This is a genomic window from Gracilibacillus lacisalsi DSM 19029 (assembly GCF_000377765.1).
GTDB lineage: Bacteria > Bacillota > Bacilli > Bacillales > Amphibacillaceae > Gracilibacillus > Gracilibacillus lacisalsi.
Window position 1 is genome coordinate 1 of sequence record NZ_KB898663.1, and the last position, 15,374, is coordinate 15,374.

Annotated in this window: 18 protein-coding genes and 1 pseudogene; 7 read left to right on the plus strand and 12 right to left on the minus strand. The window is 36.3% G+C overall.

Features of this window, described 5'->3' with window-relative positions:
* Positions 1-146, plus strand: a pseudogene (locus D569_RS24785) (IS110 family transposase); the annotation flags it as partial.
* A 230-nt stretch (positions 147-376) separates the two neighbouring features.
* Here the strand turns inward: D569_RS24785 and D569_RS0102415 are convergent.
* The 3 genes from D569_RS0102415 to yugI all read right to left on the minus strand — a co-directional run bounded on the left by D569_RS0102415 (position 377) and on the right by yugI (position 2,812).
* The gene (locus tag D569_RS0102415) at positions 377-790 is read right to left on the minus strand and encodes a YugN family protein (protein ID WP_018930803.1); all 414 of its coding nucleotides are present in this window, start codon (positions 788-790) and stop codon (positions 377-379) included.
* 142 nt (positions 791-932) lie between these two features.
* Positions 933-2,279 (minus strand): glucose-6-phosphate isomerase, encoded by a 1,347-nt coding sequence (locus tag D569_RS0102420; protein ID WP_018930804.1) that lies wholly within the window; start codon positions 2,277-2,279, stop codon positions 933-935.
* Positions 2,280-2,461: 182 nt separating this feature from the next.
* The gene (gene yugI, locus D569_RS0102425; protein ID WP_018930805.1) at positions 2,462-2,812 is read right to left on the minus strand and encodes a S1 domain-containing post-transcriptional regulator GSP13; all 351 of its coding nucleotides are present in this window, start codon (positions 2,810-2,812) and stop codon (positions 2,462-2,464) included.
* Between the two features lie 373 nt (positions 2,813-3,185).
* Here yugI and D569_RS0102430 point away from each other — a divergent pair, with 373 nt between their 5' ends.
* Positions 3,186-3,992, plus strand: a complete 807-nt coding sequence (locus D569_RS0102430) for an alpha/beta fold hydrolase (RefSeq protein ID WP_018930806.1) — start codon at positions 3,186-3,188, stop codon at positions 3,990-3,992.
* Positions 3,993-4,075: 83 nt separating this feature from the next.
* Positions 4,076-5,245, plus strand: coding sequence for a MalY/PatB family protein (locus D569_RS0102435; protein ID WP_018930807.1), 1,170 nt, complete (start codon positions 4,076-4,078; stop codon positions 5,243-5,245).
* Positions 5,246-5,277: 32 nt separating this feature from the next.
* Here D569_RS0102435 and D569_RS0102440 read toward each other — a convergent pair whose 3' ends face one another.
* The 3 genes from D569_RS0102440 to D569_RS0102450 all read right to left on the minus strand — a co-directional run bounded on the left by D569_RS0102440 (position 5,278) and on the right by D569_RS0102450 (position 6,440).
* Positions 5,278-5,859: a superoxide dismutase family protein gene (locus D569_RS0102440; RefSeq protein ID WP_018930808.1), complete on the minus strand. Its 582-nt coding sequence runs from the start codon at positions 5,857-5,859 to the stop codon at positions 5,278-5,280.
* A 59-nt stretch (positions 5,860-5,918) separates the two neighbouring features.
* Positions 5,919-6,086 carry a hypothetical protein gene (locus tag D569_RS24560; protein ID WP_018930809.1) on the minus strand — a complete coding sequence of 56 codons (168 nt, stop codon included), beginning with the start codon at positions 6,084-6,086 and terminating at the stop codon, positions 5,919-5,921.
* A 90-nt stretch (positions 6,087-6,176) separates the two neighbouring features.
* Entirely contained in the window at positions 6,177-6,440 is a 264-nt protein-coding gene (locus D569_RS0102450) for a phosphocarrier protein HPr (RefSeq protein ID WP_018930810.1), read from the minus strand.
* A 241-nt stretch (positions 6,441-6,681) separates the two neighbouring features.
* Between D569_RS0102450 and deoD the strand changes: the two genes are divergently transcribed.
* Positions 6,682-7,389 (plus strand): purine-nucleoside phosphorylase, encoded by a 708-nt coding sequence (deoD, locus tag D569_RS0102455; protein ID WP_018930811.1) that lies wholly within the window; start codon positions 6,682-6,684, stop codon positions 7,387-7,389.
* Positions 7,390-7,593: 204 nt separating this feature from the next.
* Complete coding sequence (locus tag D569_RS0102460; protein ID WP_018930812.1) at positions 7,594-8,067, plus strand: divergent PAP2 family protein; 474 nt, start codon at positions 7,594-7,596, stop codon at positions 8,065-8,067.
* A gap of 188 nt (positions 8,068-8,255) precedes the next feature.
* On the opposite strand, the gene D569_RS0102465 is transcribed toward D569_RS0102460, so the two are convergent.
* The 3 genes from D569_RS0102465 to D569_RS0102475 form a co-directional block, all read right to left on the minus strand.
* Entirely contained in the window at positions 8,256-8,939 is a 684-nt protein-coding gene (locus tag D569_RS0102465) for a 3D domain-containing protein (RefSeq protein ID WP_018930813.1), read from the minus strand.
* A gap of 68 nt (positions 8,940-9,007) precedes the next feature.
* The gene (locus D569_RS0102470) at positions 9,008-9,319 is read right to left on the minus strand and encodes a YuiB family protein (RefSeq protein ID WP_018930814.1); all 312 of its coding nucleotides are present in this window, start codon (positions 9,317-9,319) and stop codon (positions 9,008-9,010) included.
* A gap of 413 nt (positions 9,320-9,732) precedes the next feature.
* Positions 9,733-10,950 carry an NAD(P)/FAD-dependent oxidoreductase gene (locus D569_RS0102475; protein WP_018930815.1) on the minus strand — a complete coding sequence of 406 codons (1,218 nt, stop codon included), beginning with the start codon at positions 10,948-10,950 and terminating at the stop codon, positions 9,733-9,735.
* Positions 10,951-11,232: 282 nt separating this feature from the next.
* Between D569_RS0102475 and D569_RS0102480 the strand changes: the two genes are divergently transcribed.
* Positions 11,233-12,216 (plus strand): NAD(P)/FAD-dependent oxidoreductase, encoded by a 984-nt coding sequence (locus D569_RS0102480; RefSeq protein WP_018930816.1) that lies wholly within the window; start codon positions 11,233-11,235, stop codon positions 12,214-12,216.
* Positions 12,217-12,925: 709 nt separating this feature from the next.
* Positions 12,926-13,558, plus strand: a complete 633-nt coding sequence (locus D569_RS0102485) for a hypothetical protein (protein ID WP_018930817.1) — start codon at positions 12,926-12,928, stop codon at positions 13,556-13,558.
* 111 nt (positions 13,559-13,669) lie between these two features.
* On the opposite strand, the gene D569_RS0102490 is transcribed toward D569_RS0102485, so the two are convergent.
* The 3 genes from D569_RS0102490 to D569_RS0102500 form a co-directional block, all read right to left on the minus strand.
* Complete coding sequence (locus D569_RS0102490) at positions 13,670-14,029, minus strand: HesB/IscA family protein (protein WP_018930818.1); 360 nt, start codon at positions 14,027-14,029, stop codon at positions 13,670-13,672.
* 97 nt (positions 14,030-14,126) lie between these two features.
* Entirely contained in the window at positions 14,127-14,981 is an 855-nt protein-coding gene (gene dapF, locus D569_RS0102495; protein WP_018930819.1) for a diaminopimelate epimerase, read from the minus strand.
* Between the two features lie 16 nt (positions 14,982-14,997).
* Positions 14,998-15,246, minus strand: coding sequence for a DUF1450 domain-containing protein (locus tag D569_RS0102500; RefSeq protein WP_018930820.1), 249 nt, complete (start codon positions 15,244-15,246; stop codon positions 14,998-15,000).
* Positions 15,247-15,374 lie beyond the last annotated feature (128 nt).

Sequence of the window (15,374 nt, forward strand, 5' to 3'; positions counted from 1 at the left end):
ATCCAGCATTATCGCAATTCTATAATAAATTAAGAGAAAGAGGAAAAGGGCATTACGTAGCTGTTGGCGCCGTAGCCAGAAAGCTAACACATATTATTTTCGCCATATTACGAGATAACAAGCCATATGAACCACATGTTAAGTAAATAAAATTCGAACATACTTTCCCTTGAAACACCTCTCACATGAGGTGTATTTTCGCATGTCTTTTTTTAAATGAAAAATAATTCTTTAAAAATTACATCTTTATGGTTGACTTTCCATAGCTGGTCTTTCCGGGGGGTTTGTCCCTCAGCTGATTTTACACTTTCTTGTCTGAGAATAAAAAACCCATTTCTTCTTTTTCGAAATGGGTTAAATAAATTCTCGATCATTTTCAATCCGAAATTTGCGCAAGTAACACTTCCAAATTTTGCAATACGACTTTCCCTTTTTCAATATAATTGGATGGAATATCTCCGTCTTTTTCTGTCGGAGCTTGAAATTGATTAAAAGCAGCTTGTATAACACTACTCTCAGCATAAGCATCAACATCATCCTGATAACGATGGGTTAATAGATACGGCTTCCCCATTCTTATTACTGCCGCATCATGTTCAATCTCTCCTCTTTCGGATTGAAAAGGAATACGTAGAAAATGATAACCACCATCATTCGCTAATTTATAATCAAAATAGCCATGATCATAATCCCAGGCCCCACCTAATACATATCCTTCTTTCTCAAGGATTGCTTTTACTTGCTGATAGGAATACACATGATTCTCAATTTTTGAATCTAATTCGTACAACACATTCACCCCTTTTTCGATTAGGATACCCCTTGCAATAGCAAGATATGTAAGGAACGTTTGTAGTTTAGATCAAATCAAGAAAAATTAAACTTTACCATGTAAAAAGGCCTGTCCTATTTGAGGGCAGACCTTTTATACCTTAAAGGCGTTTTTCTAATTTTGCCTTTTCTTCTTCAAAACCTGGTTTACCTAGTAAGGCAAACATATTTTTCTTATACGCTTCTACACCTGGCTGGTCAAATGGATTGACACCTAGTAAGTATCCACTAATTGCACATGCCTTTTCGAAGAAATAAACTACATACCCGAATGTGTATGCATCTAATTTAGGTAGGTGTACAAGTAAGTTTGGTACTTCACCATCCGTATGTGCTAGTAATGTACCCTGGAATGCTTTTTCATTAACAAAGTCCAGTGTTTCACCAGCCAAATAGTTTAATCCATCTAAATCCTGATCTTCTTTTTCAATGGTGATATTTGATTTTGGTTCTTCTACATGAAGGACTGTTTCAAAAATATCACGGCGACCTTCTTGTACATATTGACCTAATGAGTGAAGGTCTGTTGAGAAGTTAGCAGAAGATGGATAAATACCTTTGAAATCTTTCCCTTCACTTTCACCGTAAAGCTGCTTCCACCACTCAGAGAAATACTGGAGTGCTGGCTCGTAATTAATAAGCATTTCAATTGTTTTCCCTTTATTGTATAGAACATTACGAACTGCAGCATATTGATAAGCGGGGTTCTTCGCTAAGTCTGCTTCACTTAATTCTTGTTGAGCTTTTTGCGCACCTTGCATCATTTCATCAATATCTACTCCACTTACCGCAATTGGTAATAACCCTACTGCTGTAAGAACAGAGTAACGTCCACCAACATCATCTGGAATAACGAAGCTTTCGTATCCTTCTTCATTCGCTAGTGTCTTTAGGGCACCTTTTGCTTTATCCGTTGTAGCATAAATACGTTTCTTTGCTTCTTCTACGCCATATTTTTCCTCAAGGAACTTACGGAAAATACGGAAGGCGATTGCTGGTTCTGTCGTTGTTCCACTCTTGGAAATAACATTGACAGATACATCTTTATCCTTTAACACATCAAATAGATCATTGATATAAGGAGCGCTAATGCTATTACCAACAAAGAAAACTTGTGGAGTCTTACGTTGTTCTTTCGCTAATTCATTATAGAAGGAATGATTTAGCATTTCGATTGCTGCACGTGCACCTAAGTAAGAACCTCCAATACCTATAACTAATAGCACATCAGAATCTGATTTTATTTTTTCGGCTGCTTTCTTAATACGGGAAAATTCTTCTTTATCATAGTCAGTTGGAAGATCTACCCAACCTAGAAAGTCATTCCCTGCACCTGTCTTGTTATGTACCATTTCATGTGCTAATTTTACCGGTTCTTTCAGGTACTCTAATTCGTGTTCCCCGAAAAAGGCTAGTGCTTTCTCGTAATCAAAGCGTACATGTGTCATGTTTTTGTAACCTCCAATAATTATTCTCACTATTTAAATGTACCGAATCCTGCTTACTAAATCAAGCAATGCAACAGGAGAATTAATAAAAGGTTCTGAATTTAAGAATAATTTCTGTTAGGATCAGAACATTCAAACTACTAAAAGTAAAATACCCGCTTTTCTTAAAGCGGGCAAAAAACTTATTCAGATTGTTTGATCCATTCTTTTAGCTTGTCCTTCAGTGTATTAAATCCATGTTCTCCTTCTTTTTCAGCAATTGAATTGGTATTGCGCTCTCCTTCTCGAGCAGGCTGAAGTGCACGGATTGATAATGCATATTTATTCTCCGTTTCATCAACTTCAATTATTTTAACAGTTACTTTATCTCCTTCTTTGACATGATCTGTAATATCTTTGACAAATCCATTTGTAACTTCAGATATATGAACTAAACCTTGTACGTCCTCACCAAGAGAAACGAATGCCCCATAGGGTTGAACACCTGTGATTACTCCTTCCACCACATCTCCTATTTGATATTTATCTGACATACTTCCAACTCCTCTAAGCATTTTCTTACCAATTAATGACTCTATAAACATTAAGTAATCTTAGCATACTTAGGATAAAAATAGCAAAAGAAAGCTGAATCATTTGATCTAAAAACTGTCTCAAAAAAAGTGAAATTTTTTCATTAAAAAAGGTTTAAAATATATAGAAATGGGCAATTTATATATATGTAAGACTTTCTCGTATTCCCCCTGGATAGCAAAGCGATCCTTCGCTTTGCTTATTTTTTTATATAAAAGGCAAAGCACATACAACATAACGTAGATTAGAATTGGAATGAGTGATTGATGCACTTGTTCCACTATTTGTGACAAAAGTGGCATTTTGAATCATATTTAAGTGAGGTTACATCATATGAGAAGTACTATCCCGTATAAAGGTCACATTATCAGCTTCACTTTTTATAAACATTCGTTAAAGCCGACCATAGTTATGCTACATGGTTTCTTAGCTTCAACATATAGCTTTCGAAAATTAATTTCATTGTTACAAGAACATTTTCAAATTATGTCCATCGACATCCCTCCCTTCGGAGAAAGTGAAAAGTCCAACGCATGTTTATTTTCCTATGACCATATGGCAGATGCGGTCCGTTACATCATGAAAGACCAATCCATTGATAAAGCGATTTTTCTCGGTCATTCAATGGGTGGACAAATTTCTTTACGATTTGCTTACAAGTATCCTGAACATATCGACCGATTATATTTATTAGCACCCTGTAGTTTTATGAGACATTCCCCATTGTTTGCTAAAGCAATCTGTCATAATCCATTATCTCCTTTTATTACTAGAAGCTTACTAAAGCGAAAAGGAGTTTATGAAATGCTGAGACATTCGATTTATCAGGATCATATCATCACAGATGAAATGCTGGAACACTATAAAAAACCTTTTCTAAACAAAAAAATATATCCATGTATCATCAAAATCTTAAACGATCACCAAGGGGATTTATCTGAAGAAGAACTCGCAACTATTGATATCCCTACTGATATTATATGGGGGAAAAACGATAAAATAATCCCATACGAAATTGGATATGAGCTTATTAAATACCTTCCAAATGCAAGATTAACAACCTTAGATAAAACTGGCCACCTACTCCCAGAAGAAAGTGCTCACCAAATTGCAAAAATGGTTAGACAGGCAAATTCATAAATCGAGTATTAGACTTTTCTTTGAGTGGGCGGTATGATTAAAGTGGAATAACAAGAAACGTTATAAAGGGAGTGCTAAAACATATGACATTTTCTTTTGATAAAAAAATTGAGAGACGAAATACAAGAGCGGTTAAGTGGGATCTGGTCAAATCACTTTATGGTTCAGAAGATGTCTTACCAATGTGGGTAGCAGATATGGACTTTGAAGTTCCACCTGCTGTTAAAGACGCATTAACCGAGCGCGCACAACACGGTGTATTCGGCTATACTTATACAGATAATGCGCTGCAAAATACCATTACCGATTGGCTCGAGTACAAACACGATTGGAAAGTGAAAAGTGCTTCAATCCTGTACAGCCCAGGTGTGATTGCTACGTTATATATGGCTATTCAAACTTTTACAGACAAAGGGGATAAAGTATTAATTCAAACACCTGTATATCCCCCTTTTTATGACATTGTAAAAAATCATGACCGAGAATTAGTGACTAATTCCCTCATTGTACAGGAAAATAGATATGAGATTGATTTCGAGGATTTTGAGGCGAAATTACAACAAGGAGTAAAAGTTTTTATTCTCTGCAATCCACATAATCCGGTTGGGCGTGTGTGGACGCAAGCAGAATTAGAAAAAATCGTTGCACTATGTAAAAAATATAACGTGATGATTTTTGCTGACGAAATCCATGCTGACCTTGTTTATCATCCAAATAAACATATACCTATTGCTAAAATCGATGAAGACATGGAAGAACAGATCATCACTTGTATGTCACCAACTAAAACATTTAATTTGGCAGGTCTGCAAGTCTCCTACGCAATCGTAGCTAATAAACAAAAAAGAGACGCTTTAGAAAAGACATTCCATAAACAAGGAATGCACATCTTAAATACAATGGGAATCACTGCTTTAGATGCAGCCTATAATAACGGGCGAGAATGGCTCGAACAATTACTCGAACAATTACAAACAAATATTGATTATGTAGTTAACAACTTTGCCAACCATCCTAAAGTGAAGGTATTCCGTCCAGAAGGTACATATTTAATATGGCTTGACTTTAGAAAACTTGAGCTTTCCCAAGATGAACTTAAAGAGTTCTTACAAACACGAGCTCAAGTTGGTTTAAACGACGGAGCCTCATTTGGCGAAGAAGGTACAGGTTTTATGCGGATGAATATCGCCTGTCCTTTAGATATAGTAAAAGAAGGTACTAGCAGAATTAAAAATGCATTGGATAATGCTTAAAAAATGTAAAAGAAGAGTAAGCAAATGAATGCCTACTCTTCTTCTTCTTTATTAGATTCAGTAGGATCAGTCGGTTTCTCATCATCGGTTGCCTCTTCTAGTGAGATCACACCACAAACGATGCGGTCACCTGCATCACCTGCAGGTTGGGAAACACCGTCATCCTCTCCTCCATGAATAATAATAGAGGTACCATCTTCTCTTAGTAACGACTTATCTCCGTCCATTAATGTTGCGCCTGGAAGCTCCAATTCTACATCTGCCGTTCCATCTGCCTCTACTTCTAGATTTGGCATATCACCTAGATGAGCCCCATCAGGATGCATGAGTCCATGTTCATTTCCTTCCGGATTAAAATGATTGCCGGCAGATTGAAAATCCGGACCTTCACATTTAGCATATTCGTGAATATGTACACCATGTAGACCTTGTTCTAAGCCTTCCACCTCAATTTGCACAGATACCATATCTTCCTGTTCTTTGAACGTAGCAGTTCCTACAGCATCATTATCCACATTATACAAACGGACTTCTAACGGAGAGCGACCCTCTGCCTGACAGCCTGCAAGGAACATGAGCACAGCTAAACAGAAACAAAGTACATACCTTTTCATATCATCTACTCCTCTTCACTTATCCACTAACTATTATGGACAATGAGAAGTAAACTTAATCAATCTTTTAAATCGTCATATTTTTGTTTCCATTTCTCTTCTTCTTTTCGAGATGCTTTCTTAATGAAATGCATCGCAACAAAAGCACCGATTACAAATACTAATAAACTAAGGACAGCTGGAATATATAACGTTTTATCTTCTGGGAAATAAAGAAATTCCATCATCGTACATCACTTCCCTTTTTATAAAGAATTACTAATTAAGATCTTATTATAACATAAAAAAAGCTAGTTATTTAACTAGCTTTTTTTACTTTATTTTCCTAAATGTTCTGCAATAGTTTCTGCAATTCCTTCTAGAGCTTGATCTTCATCATTACCATCAACTGTAATACGAATTTCTGCTCCTTTCGGTACACCTAGTGACATAACACCCATGATGGATTTTAAATTTACTGTCTTACCATTATAATGTAATTCCACATGTGATTCATATTGCCCAGCTTTATTTACTAATAAAGTAGCTGGTCGTGCGTGAATACCCGTGTCACTTTGAATAGTAAAAGATTGTTCTTTCATAACCATAACTCCTCCTCATCACTCGTTCATCTTTCAAGAGTCAACTAATTGCCCAAACTTGTGAAATGACTAACTAAAACTATTATATACGATAAAAGCAAATTAAGAAACTAAAAAAAGAAAAATTTCCATAAACCATGAAAGGGATACCATTATATACCGGAAGGGTTCCATTTGTATTTCGATTTTTATTATGATATTTTCTAATTATAACATCTTGCCTAGAAGGAGGGCTTATACATTGAGTGTACATATTGGAGCAAAAAAAGGTGATATTGCAGATACGATCTTACTTCCTGGAGATCCATTGCGCGCTAAATATATAGCAGAAAATTTCTTAGAGAATGTCACTTGTTATAATGAAGTTCGTGGGATGTACGGCTTTACGGGTACATACAAGGGAAAAGACATCTCTGTTCAAGGGACAGGAATGGGCGTACCGTCTATTTCAATCTATGTGAATGAATTAATTCAAAGTTATGATGTGCAAAATTTAATCCGTGTCGGTACATGCGGAGCCATTCAAAAAGATGTACAAGTAAGAGATGTTATACTAGCAAGTACATCTTCAACAGATTCGCAAATGAACAGAATGGTTTTTGGTGGTATTGATTACGCGCCAACCGCTGATTTTGATTTACTAAAAAAAGCATATGACACAGGTGTGGAAAAAGGACTTTCCCTCAGAGTTGGGAATGTGTTCACGAGCGATAGTTTTTATCGTGATAATATGAAGGAATTACTTGCATTACTTGACCAATATAATGTACTAGCTATTGAAATGGAAACAACCGCATTGTATACCTTGGCAGCTAAACACAATCGTAATGCCTTATCTGTACTGACCGTTTCCGACCATATTATTACTGGTGAAGAAACTACTGCAGAAGAGCGTCAAACAACATTTAACGACATGATTGAAGTATCTTTGGATGCTGCAATTAAATAAGAGCCAAAAAGATGAGAGCATCAGTTCGTTCTCATCTTTTTTTAAATATTAAAAGCATGTTAATTGATGTGTAATCCATTCTAAAGACGTAAAAGCTATGCTATAATGGTAAAGAAATTGATCAGTAGATACATACATATCATAAGTCGTATACTACTCACAAAATCATTTATATCCACCTAAGAGACAGAGAGGATGTTCTAATTGGAGCTTTTCGAAAACTTTCCACTTTGGGCAGCCATTATTGCAATTACTTTTGCCCAAATCATTAAAGTTCCCCTACATTTTATCGCTACAAAAGAATTCAAACCTGGCCTAACATTTAGTACAGGTGGAATGCCGAGTAGTCATTCAGCTGCTGTTACAGCAGTCACTACCGGAATTGGCATTGAACACGGTGTATCATCCGGCCTTTTTGCGGTATCTTGTGTGTTAGCTATTATCATAATGTTTGATGCGACAGGCATTCGTAGACAAGCTGGAGAACAAGCCATTTTGATAAACACACTTGTAAAGGATTTCCACCATTTTGTCTCCGAGGCAAAAGGATGGTCTAAAAAAGGGGAATATGAGAAACAAAAAGAATTAAAAGAACTACTCGGACATCAGCCAATTGAAGTTTTCTTCGGTGGATTAACTGGAGTCCTTTTAGCTTTCTTACTTTATCCGCTATTTTAAAATGTCTTCTTTATACTGAGAAAAGCGAACCGATGATCAATTATCGGAGGGCGATTCGTGAAGTCGCCTAGTTTTTGGGCGCTCGGAGCTAGACATCTGCGTAAAATTTATACTTTCTTATCTTACAACAAAAAACAGCCGCAACGGCTGTTTTTTGTCGTGATACTATTAATCTTCATTTAATAAGCTTATTCTGCCTTATATTGATGTCTAAATACTTGTAATGATTCTGTATTATTTAACGATGCCAATACTTCTTCGGTCAATTCTCCGGTTCCATATTCAATCACATATACATCAACTTCTTTTTTGCCCCATTTTTCATATACATCATTCACTGTTGGGTAATATAAATCAATCTTGTTTCCTTTGATTGCACCACCTTTATCCGCTACAATACCATATCCATAATCAGGAATATACAGTATCGTACCAATTGGATAAACATCTAAATCTGCAGCGATTGTAGAATACAAATCTCTAGTAACCTTAACCCCAGAATACGTCACACCATAAGCGGGATGATCTGGCGTTTTCCCAGTAGATTCCACACCTGCTGTATACCCAGTGGCTACGACATTATGTTTCTCATATTGACTTAAATCCAACGTTTCTTCCAGAGTAGATGGCTCTGTTATTTCTTCACTTGAAATGTATGTGACGCGATTGTTGCGATGTTTAACGTATTTCTTTTTGTTTAGAATGTCTCGATCTTGCTGATAACCTATATCAAGTGAATCATTTGTTTCCTCTGTTAAGCTATTAAACATTTCTTGTGCTGATACATTAGATACCATAGTGAAACTAGACATTAATGCCCCCAAAAACAGAATCATCATCAATAGACTTTTGGAAATTTTCCATATAAACATAAAAAGATCACACCTCTCTTAGGTGTAATCTTTTCCACTAACATCAAGAAATATACATTTGGTTCGTATTAGAACATTTGATAACCATTTTTTCTAAGAAACTTAATCACGATCCCAGCAACTATTGTGCCGATAAAACCAGATGATAATATAATCGCATCTTGTACACTTAGGGAAATTAACTCCTTCCACAGTGTTGGAAATGCATGACTTGGGTCAGTGAAATATGTAGAAAAAGGAAAAGTATCAACAATAAAGATAACAATGATCGGAAAAACGAAGGCCATTAGCCATGTTTGACGCAAAATCATGTTAAGTATAAAGCTAATCCCAAAAAATAAAACAAAAAACAAAAGAACAGAGATAAAAAGTTGAATCATTCGTATACTCCTCTTCGTTCATATAAAGTGAGTCTATAATCAGCGGGGCGTACAGACATTAACCACCGTGATCTAAATTAATAACTCTTCTTATTTTATACTGCCATGTGAACTTGTGCAATAAAGTTCATTTATTTGTAATAAATAAAGCATTTAGAACTGGTGGACATTTGTTCCGTTATTTGTGACAAAAAAGCCATTTTCAGGGTGCTTGCGGACATCTATTCCGCTATTCGGCAAAAATAATGCTAATTTTCACCGCAACGGACCGAATAAGGGATTAAATGTCCGCTAACACATAAAAACGGCTAATATTGTGTTAAATAACGTACTAAATGTCCGTTACAGCTCATAGTTACATAAGCTTGCATGTAAAAAGCAGAGGACCTTATCCTCTGCTTTGATTTGTGATATTAAAAGATGTTAAATTTACCTTTTTTCAACACTAATCCTACACCACCGATTTTGAATAGTGCACGGTTATCGATTACTTTCTTCATGAAAGAAGCAGTCCAACCGAAGATCTTCTTGCCGCCGAAGATAGATCCCATTGCATCTTTATCACCAAGTGAACATACTGTTCCTCGATTAATAAATTCAAATGGTTCTAACTCGCCACCTTTTACAAGGGCAATTAAATTGTGTGCACAGACTTCTGCTTGTTGCATAGCAATTTGAGCAGTTGGTGGGTATGGACGATCAATTTCTTTGTTCCATACTAATGCGCAATCTCCAACGACGAAGACATCTTCATGTGATGGCGCACGTAGTTCAGGTGTTACTTCAACTTTACCACGATTGTCTTCTAATGCAGATTCTTCGACTAGATGGTTTGCACGAACTCCAGCTGCCCAGACAGTTGTCATGGTTGGAATATCTTCTTTTTCGCCATTTTGCTCGATCGTAATTCCATCTGCACGAACCTCTTTCAACATAGCACCTAGTTTAAACTCGACACCACGGGCTTCAAGAGAGTTCATGGCATATTCAATTAATTCTGGATCAAAGCCAGGCATAATCGTGTCCATTCCTTCTACAACCATGAGACGAACCTTACTACGATCAATATCATATTCTTCACATAGTTCAGGAATACGGTTTGCTAATTCCCCAACAAACTCAATTCCAGTGAAACCGCCACCGCCAACAACAATGTTTAAACGTTCTTGCTTAGTTTCAGCTTCATTATTATACGTTGCAAATTGGTAATCAATATGTTCACGAATCTGACGCGCTTTATTAATGCTTCCAATCGTAAATGCATTATCCAATAAACCTGGAATTCCAAATGTAGCAGCTTCAAAACCTAAAGCAACTACTAGATAGTCATACTCTAATACGTCACCATCTTGCAATTCTACTTTCTTCTCATCAGGCTTAATTGCTGTAACCGTATCTTGTACAAAATTAACCTTTGCTGAGTTAATTAGGTCAGAAATTTTCACACGACTGCGGTCATGATGTAATGTCCCTGCTGCAGCTTCATGTAACCAAGTTGACTCATAATGATAATCATGCTTGTTTACAAGCGTAATGTGTGCGTCATTAACACCTAATTTTTTTTGTAACTTTGCTACTGTCGTTAACCCGCCATAGCCAGCTCCCAAAATGACAATTTTTGGTCTGTTCATCTTTCTCACATCCATTTAAGTATTTTTTTTGTAACTATTCGTGATGTATTTCACGTACTATCACGTAATAATACATATGTCTTAATAATTAGTCCATGTATATGTTAGCCCTTTTTACGACATTTTTCAACCCTTGATTTTAATTTTGTGAATTTTTTTAACCTCTTTTTTTGAATTTGGCAGAATTCACAAATATTCAATCACCATCTTGTAAAAATGACACGAAAGATACTGTTATGTTAAAATATAAGGCATTGATGTAAGTATTAGGGGGAATCTAATATGTCAAAGGAAGTTTATGATATAACCATTATTGGAGCAGGACCTGTTGGATTGTTTACAGCTTTTTATGGTGGCTTACGACAATCTTCTGTAAAAATCATCGAGAGTTTACCACAAATCGGTGGACAGCTAAGTGCATTATATCCAGAAAAATATATCTATGATATAGCCGGCTTTCCTAAGGTTCGTGCACAAGAACTCGTCGATAACTTAAAAGAACAGACGGATCTATTTAAACCGGAAATCGTTTTAAATCAATCTGTTGAGAAAGTCGAGCGTTTAGAGGATGAAACGTTCCGGATTACCACACCGACAGAAGAGCATCTATCTAAAGTAATTATTATTACAGGTGGAAATGGTGCTTTTCAACCAAGAAAATTATCGATAAATAATGCAGAGCATTTTGAAGATAAAAACCTCCACTATTTCGTGGATAATATGGATAAATTCCGTGACCAACGTGTTGTATTATTCGGTGGAGGCGATTCAGCTGTTGATTGGGCGCTTATGCTAGAACCCATTGCAAAAGAAGTGACGTTAGTACACAGAAGAGATTCATTCCGTGCACATGAGGCAAGCGTGGAAAATTTAATGAATTCTAATGTGAATATTTTAACACCGTATGTTCCAGAAAGTCTGATCGGACAAGATAAGATTGATCAAGTCCGATTAAAAGAAGTGAAAGGTGACAAGGAAGTCGTACTTGATGTAGACCATGTACTAGTGAATTATGGCTTTATTTCATCGTTAGGGCCAATTAAAAATTGGGGATTAGAAATTGACAAGAACAGCATTGTAGTCAATTCGAAAATGGAAACAAATGTCCCAGGCATCTATGCTGCGGGTGATATTTGTACGTATCCTGGCAAAGTAAACTTAATTGCTGCTGGATTTGGTGAAGGACCGACTGCCGTTAACAATGCCAAAGCATATATGGATCCAAAGGCGAGAATTCAGCCAAAACATTCAACCAGTATGTTTTAAAATAAATGAAATTTCCTATGAATGGACAAAGCATCGGGCATAAGCCCGATGCTTTTTTATTATTTTTCCTCTTTCCTTCCCTTTAACGAAGATGCACAACTATCTGGTACAAAATGCAAGTACTTTGCTTCACTTTCTGTCCCTCTTAGATACAAATTCCTTAAGAAAAACCGACAAACCCCCGCCGCTCCTTTATTACTTTAGTAATAATGATGAAATATTTGAACAGCTTGACCGTCGCTCCGGCTGTCCTCTTCCCTTTCCGTGGGGGTTGCCCTTCAGCTAACTTTTTCGAGCCAAAACCGCTCGAAAAAGTGGATCTTCAGACCAAACAATTCCCACAGGAGTGGAAGGGGGCGGCCTTCGCTTTATACATGTGCTACAACATTTGTCAGATCAGGCAATTTGAGTTGTTATCCCTTTGAAAATGCAAGGTATGGCATAGGAAATTACTAATAAGGTTAATAAAACCCAATATGCTTTTTCTATTATTCGTTGTAGAACAAGAATAGCGAAGGCGACCGTTTCGACTCCTTTAGCGTTAGCTGAAGAGCATGCCCCTTGGAAAGCGAAACGGTCAGCCGTAGCGGTTGCCTTGCACTAGCTAACTTTCAAAATGGCAACTCCTTATCTCCACATCACCTAGGTCCATTATCTATTTCTATGCTTTAGCATATAATAATAAAAAATGCTTGAGGTGATGTTATTTATGGGACTATTTATTAATCAATCTGAACATCAAGGTGTATTTCAACATAAAGAAGAGATTGAAGATATCCCAAATCAAAGTTATTTTAAAACAGATTACTTTGCTGAAATAATTCAAGCGCAGAAAAACTTTAATGAGTCCTTAACTAAAGAAGTAAAAGATATTAAACGAAGGCATCAGCAAAACGAGTTTACGGGATTTAGAAAATGGAAGGAACTTAGCAGCAGACTAGAACATTTATATAACAAAACGGCAAACCATGACAAATTTGAACTGGAAGTGAGGAAGTGGTTACAAATGCTAGATGAGAAAAATCAAGAAATCATAAGTCAACTTTCAGACTATAAGTCATCCTCGGAGCAGCTTAGTTCTCAGGTTAATGAAATGCATATGTTACATCAACAAATGGCAGAGCAAATTTCTAAACAGGATGAAAAACAAGATAAAGTGCTAGACAGTTTTGAAAATCAAGAAGCATTGCTAGAAAAAACATTTAGACAGCTAGATAATCTTCGTTCGATTTTATTTGAGCGAACCTATCATATTGTAGAAAAGATAGAAAACAGTTGGAAACCACTAAATTTTATGATACCGGGGAAAAACAAGGAGTCGAAAGAAAAGGCTAATAAATAATTTTCGCCAGCATAACCCCAAAATTAAACCCCCGACACCAAAAAGTTGTCGAGGGTTTCTCTATGTTTTTCTCAATTCACAAAGTAGTATGAACGATCAGCTAATACTTGATTAACAATTTTCTGGCGTACCTGCTCGTTCCTTCGCTTTAAACGATGACCCACAACCACAAGAAACAATGGCATTCGGATTATCGATCGTGAATCCGCCACCCATCATGTTCTGTTTAAAATCGATGGTTGTTCCTTCAATCACATCAATATCAAACTTCTTGATTGTTAATGGGATACCATTTGATTCCTCCGTATGATCTAATTCTTCATTCACATCATAATCAAATCCTAGTGAATAAGAAAGACCACTACATCCGCCACCTTTGACACCAAAACGTAAACGTACTGTTTCAGAATCTTCTTCTTTCATCATTTCTTCTATTTGATGTCTTGCGTTATCCGTAATATTAATAACCATAGAAAAAACTCCTTTTTCTAAGTAAGTACTTGTAATACTTATTGTATGATCAAGTATACAAACTCAAGCATTGTAATTCAATATTTTTGTTTTGGATTTACTCCATGAAAAATGTTCCTTCAATCGTTGTTTCTGCTTTGCCGCGCATCCAGACATGGTCATCTGCTGCCCAAGTAATATATAAATCCCCTCCAGCTAAATGAACGGTTATCTCTTTTCCTTTTTCTAATTTACCATTTAAAATCGATGCTACGACCGAAGCACAAGCTCCAGTACCACATGCCTGTGTCACACCTGATCCGCGTTCCCATACTCGAAAATGAATTTCCTTGTCATTCACTTGCTCAATAAACTCAACATTGACACTTTCAGGAAATCGTTGATCTTTTTCAATAATTGGTCCCAAAGTTGTTAAATGTGCTTCATTTATATCATCCACGAAAAAAACAGCATGCGGATTCCCCATCGAAACTGTGGTAACTTCCAGTTTTTCGTCTTGAACTTCAAATGGCTCAGCTACAACCTGGTCCTGGTCCGCACCTAACATAGGAATTTCCGATCGTTTTAATATCGGCACACCCATATCAACGGTTACTTCCTTTACTTGTGATCGGTCTCCGTGTACTTCTGCACTAACATTTCCTGCTTTTGTTTCGATTGTAAATTGTTTTGCGTCTACTAATTGATGTTCATAAGCATACTTTGCTACACAACGCAAACCGTTGCCACAGTTTTTTCCTTCTGAACCATCTTTGTTAAAAATGCGCATACCAACATCGGCTTTATCAGTAGGATGAATTAATATTAAACCATCAGATCCAATTCCTGTATCTTTATCTGCAACAGCCTTCGCCAAATCGGCCAGAATATTTTCTTCTAGCGGAAAGTCAAATACATTGATAAAAATGTAACTGTTTCCCAGTCCATGCATTTTGGTAAAAGGTATATTCATTTCTTTATCTCCTCTTTTATAACTGATCCATTAGTTCATTATCGATATAATCGTTAATATTATCTAATAATTCCTCCGGAGTATCCGCAGTGATTGGTTTTCCATTCACAATTGCTTTATGGTATAGGCGACAAATACCACAATAACTTGTACAACCATATTCTGCTACATCTATATCAGGATCTTTTAATAATTGTTGTCGGACTTGCTCAGTACCTTTGGCAAGGTTTTTTACACAAAATCCAACTCTGATTCTTATCATCATTATATCACACCTTCAGTATATCTTAAGGTTCATCTGCCTAATATATTTTTAACACACTTTTATTTACAAATAAATGAATAAAAGATAAAATGATATTGAAAATGTTTATCATTCATGTGACATATACC

What these genes read in the sequence shown, in the direction of transcription:
- D569_RS0102420 (WP_018930804.1), bottom strand. Translation starts at nt 2,279, where the DNA reads ATGACACATGTACGCTTTGATTACGAGAAAGCACTAGCCTTTTTCGGG.
- yugI (WP_018930805.1), bottom strand. Translation starts at nt 2,812, where the DNA reads ATGTCAGATAAATATCAAATAGGAGATGTGGTGGAAGGAGTAATCACA.
- D569_RS0102430 (WP_018930806.1), top strand. Translation starts at nt 3,186, where the DNA reads ATGAGAAGTACTATCCCGTATAAAGGTCACATTATCAGCTTCACTTTT.
- D569_RS0102435 (WP_018930807.1), top strand. Translation starts at nt 4,076, where the DNA reads ATGACATTTTCTTTTGATAAAAAAATTGAGAGACGAAATACAAGAGCG.
- D569_RS0102440 (WP_018930808.1), bottom strand. Translation starts at nt 5,859, where the DNA reads ATGAAAAGGTATGTACTTTGTTTCTGTTTAGCTGTGCTCATGTTCCTT.
- D569_RS24560 (WP_018930809.1), bottom strand. Translation starts at nt 6,086, where the DNA reads ATGATGGAATTTCTTTATTTCCCAGAAGATAAAACGTTATATATTCCA.
- D569_RS0102450 (WP_018930810.1), bottom strand. Translation starts at nt 6,440, where the DNA reads ATGAAAGAACAATCTTTTACTATTCAAAGTGACACGGGTATTCACGCA.
- D569_RS0102465 (WP_018930813.1), bottom strand. Translation starts at nt 8,939, where the DNA reads ATGTTTATATGGAAAATTTCCAAAAGTCTATTGATGATGATTCTGTTT.
- D569_RS0102470 (WP_018930814.1), bottom strand. Translation starts at nt 9,319, where the DNA reads ATGATTCAACTTTTTATCTCTGTTCTTTTGTTTTTTGTTTTATTTTTT.
- D569_RS0102475 (WP_018930815.1), bottom strand. Translation starts at nt 10,950, where the DNA reads ATGAACAGACCAAAAATTGTCATTTTGGGAGCTGGCTATGGCGGGTTA.
- D569_RS0102480 (WP_018930816.1), top strand. Translation starts at nt 11,233, where the DNA reads ATGTCAAAGGAAGTTTATGATATAACCATTATTGGAGCAGGACCTGTT.
- D569_RS0102485 (WP_018930817.1), top strand. Translation starts at nt 12,926, where the DNA reads ATGGGACTATTTATTAATCAATCTGAACATCAAGGTGTATTTCAACAT.
- D569_RS0102490 (WP_018930818.1), bottom strand. Translation starts at nt 14,029, where the DNA reads ATGGTTATTAATATTACGGATAACGCAAGACATCAAATAGAAGAAATG.
- dapF (WP_018930819.1), bottom strand. Translation starts at nt 14,981, where the DNA reads ATGAATATACCTTTTACCAAAATGCATGGACTGGGAAACAGTTACATT.
- D569_RS0102500 (WP_018930820.1), bottom strand. Translation starts at nt 15,246, where the DNA reads ATGATGATAAGAATCAGAGTTGGATTTTGTGTAAAAAACCTTGCCAAA.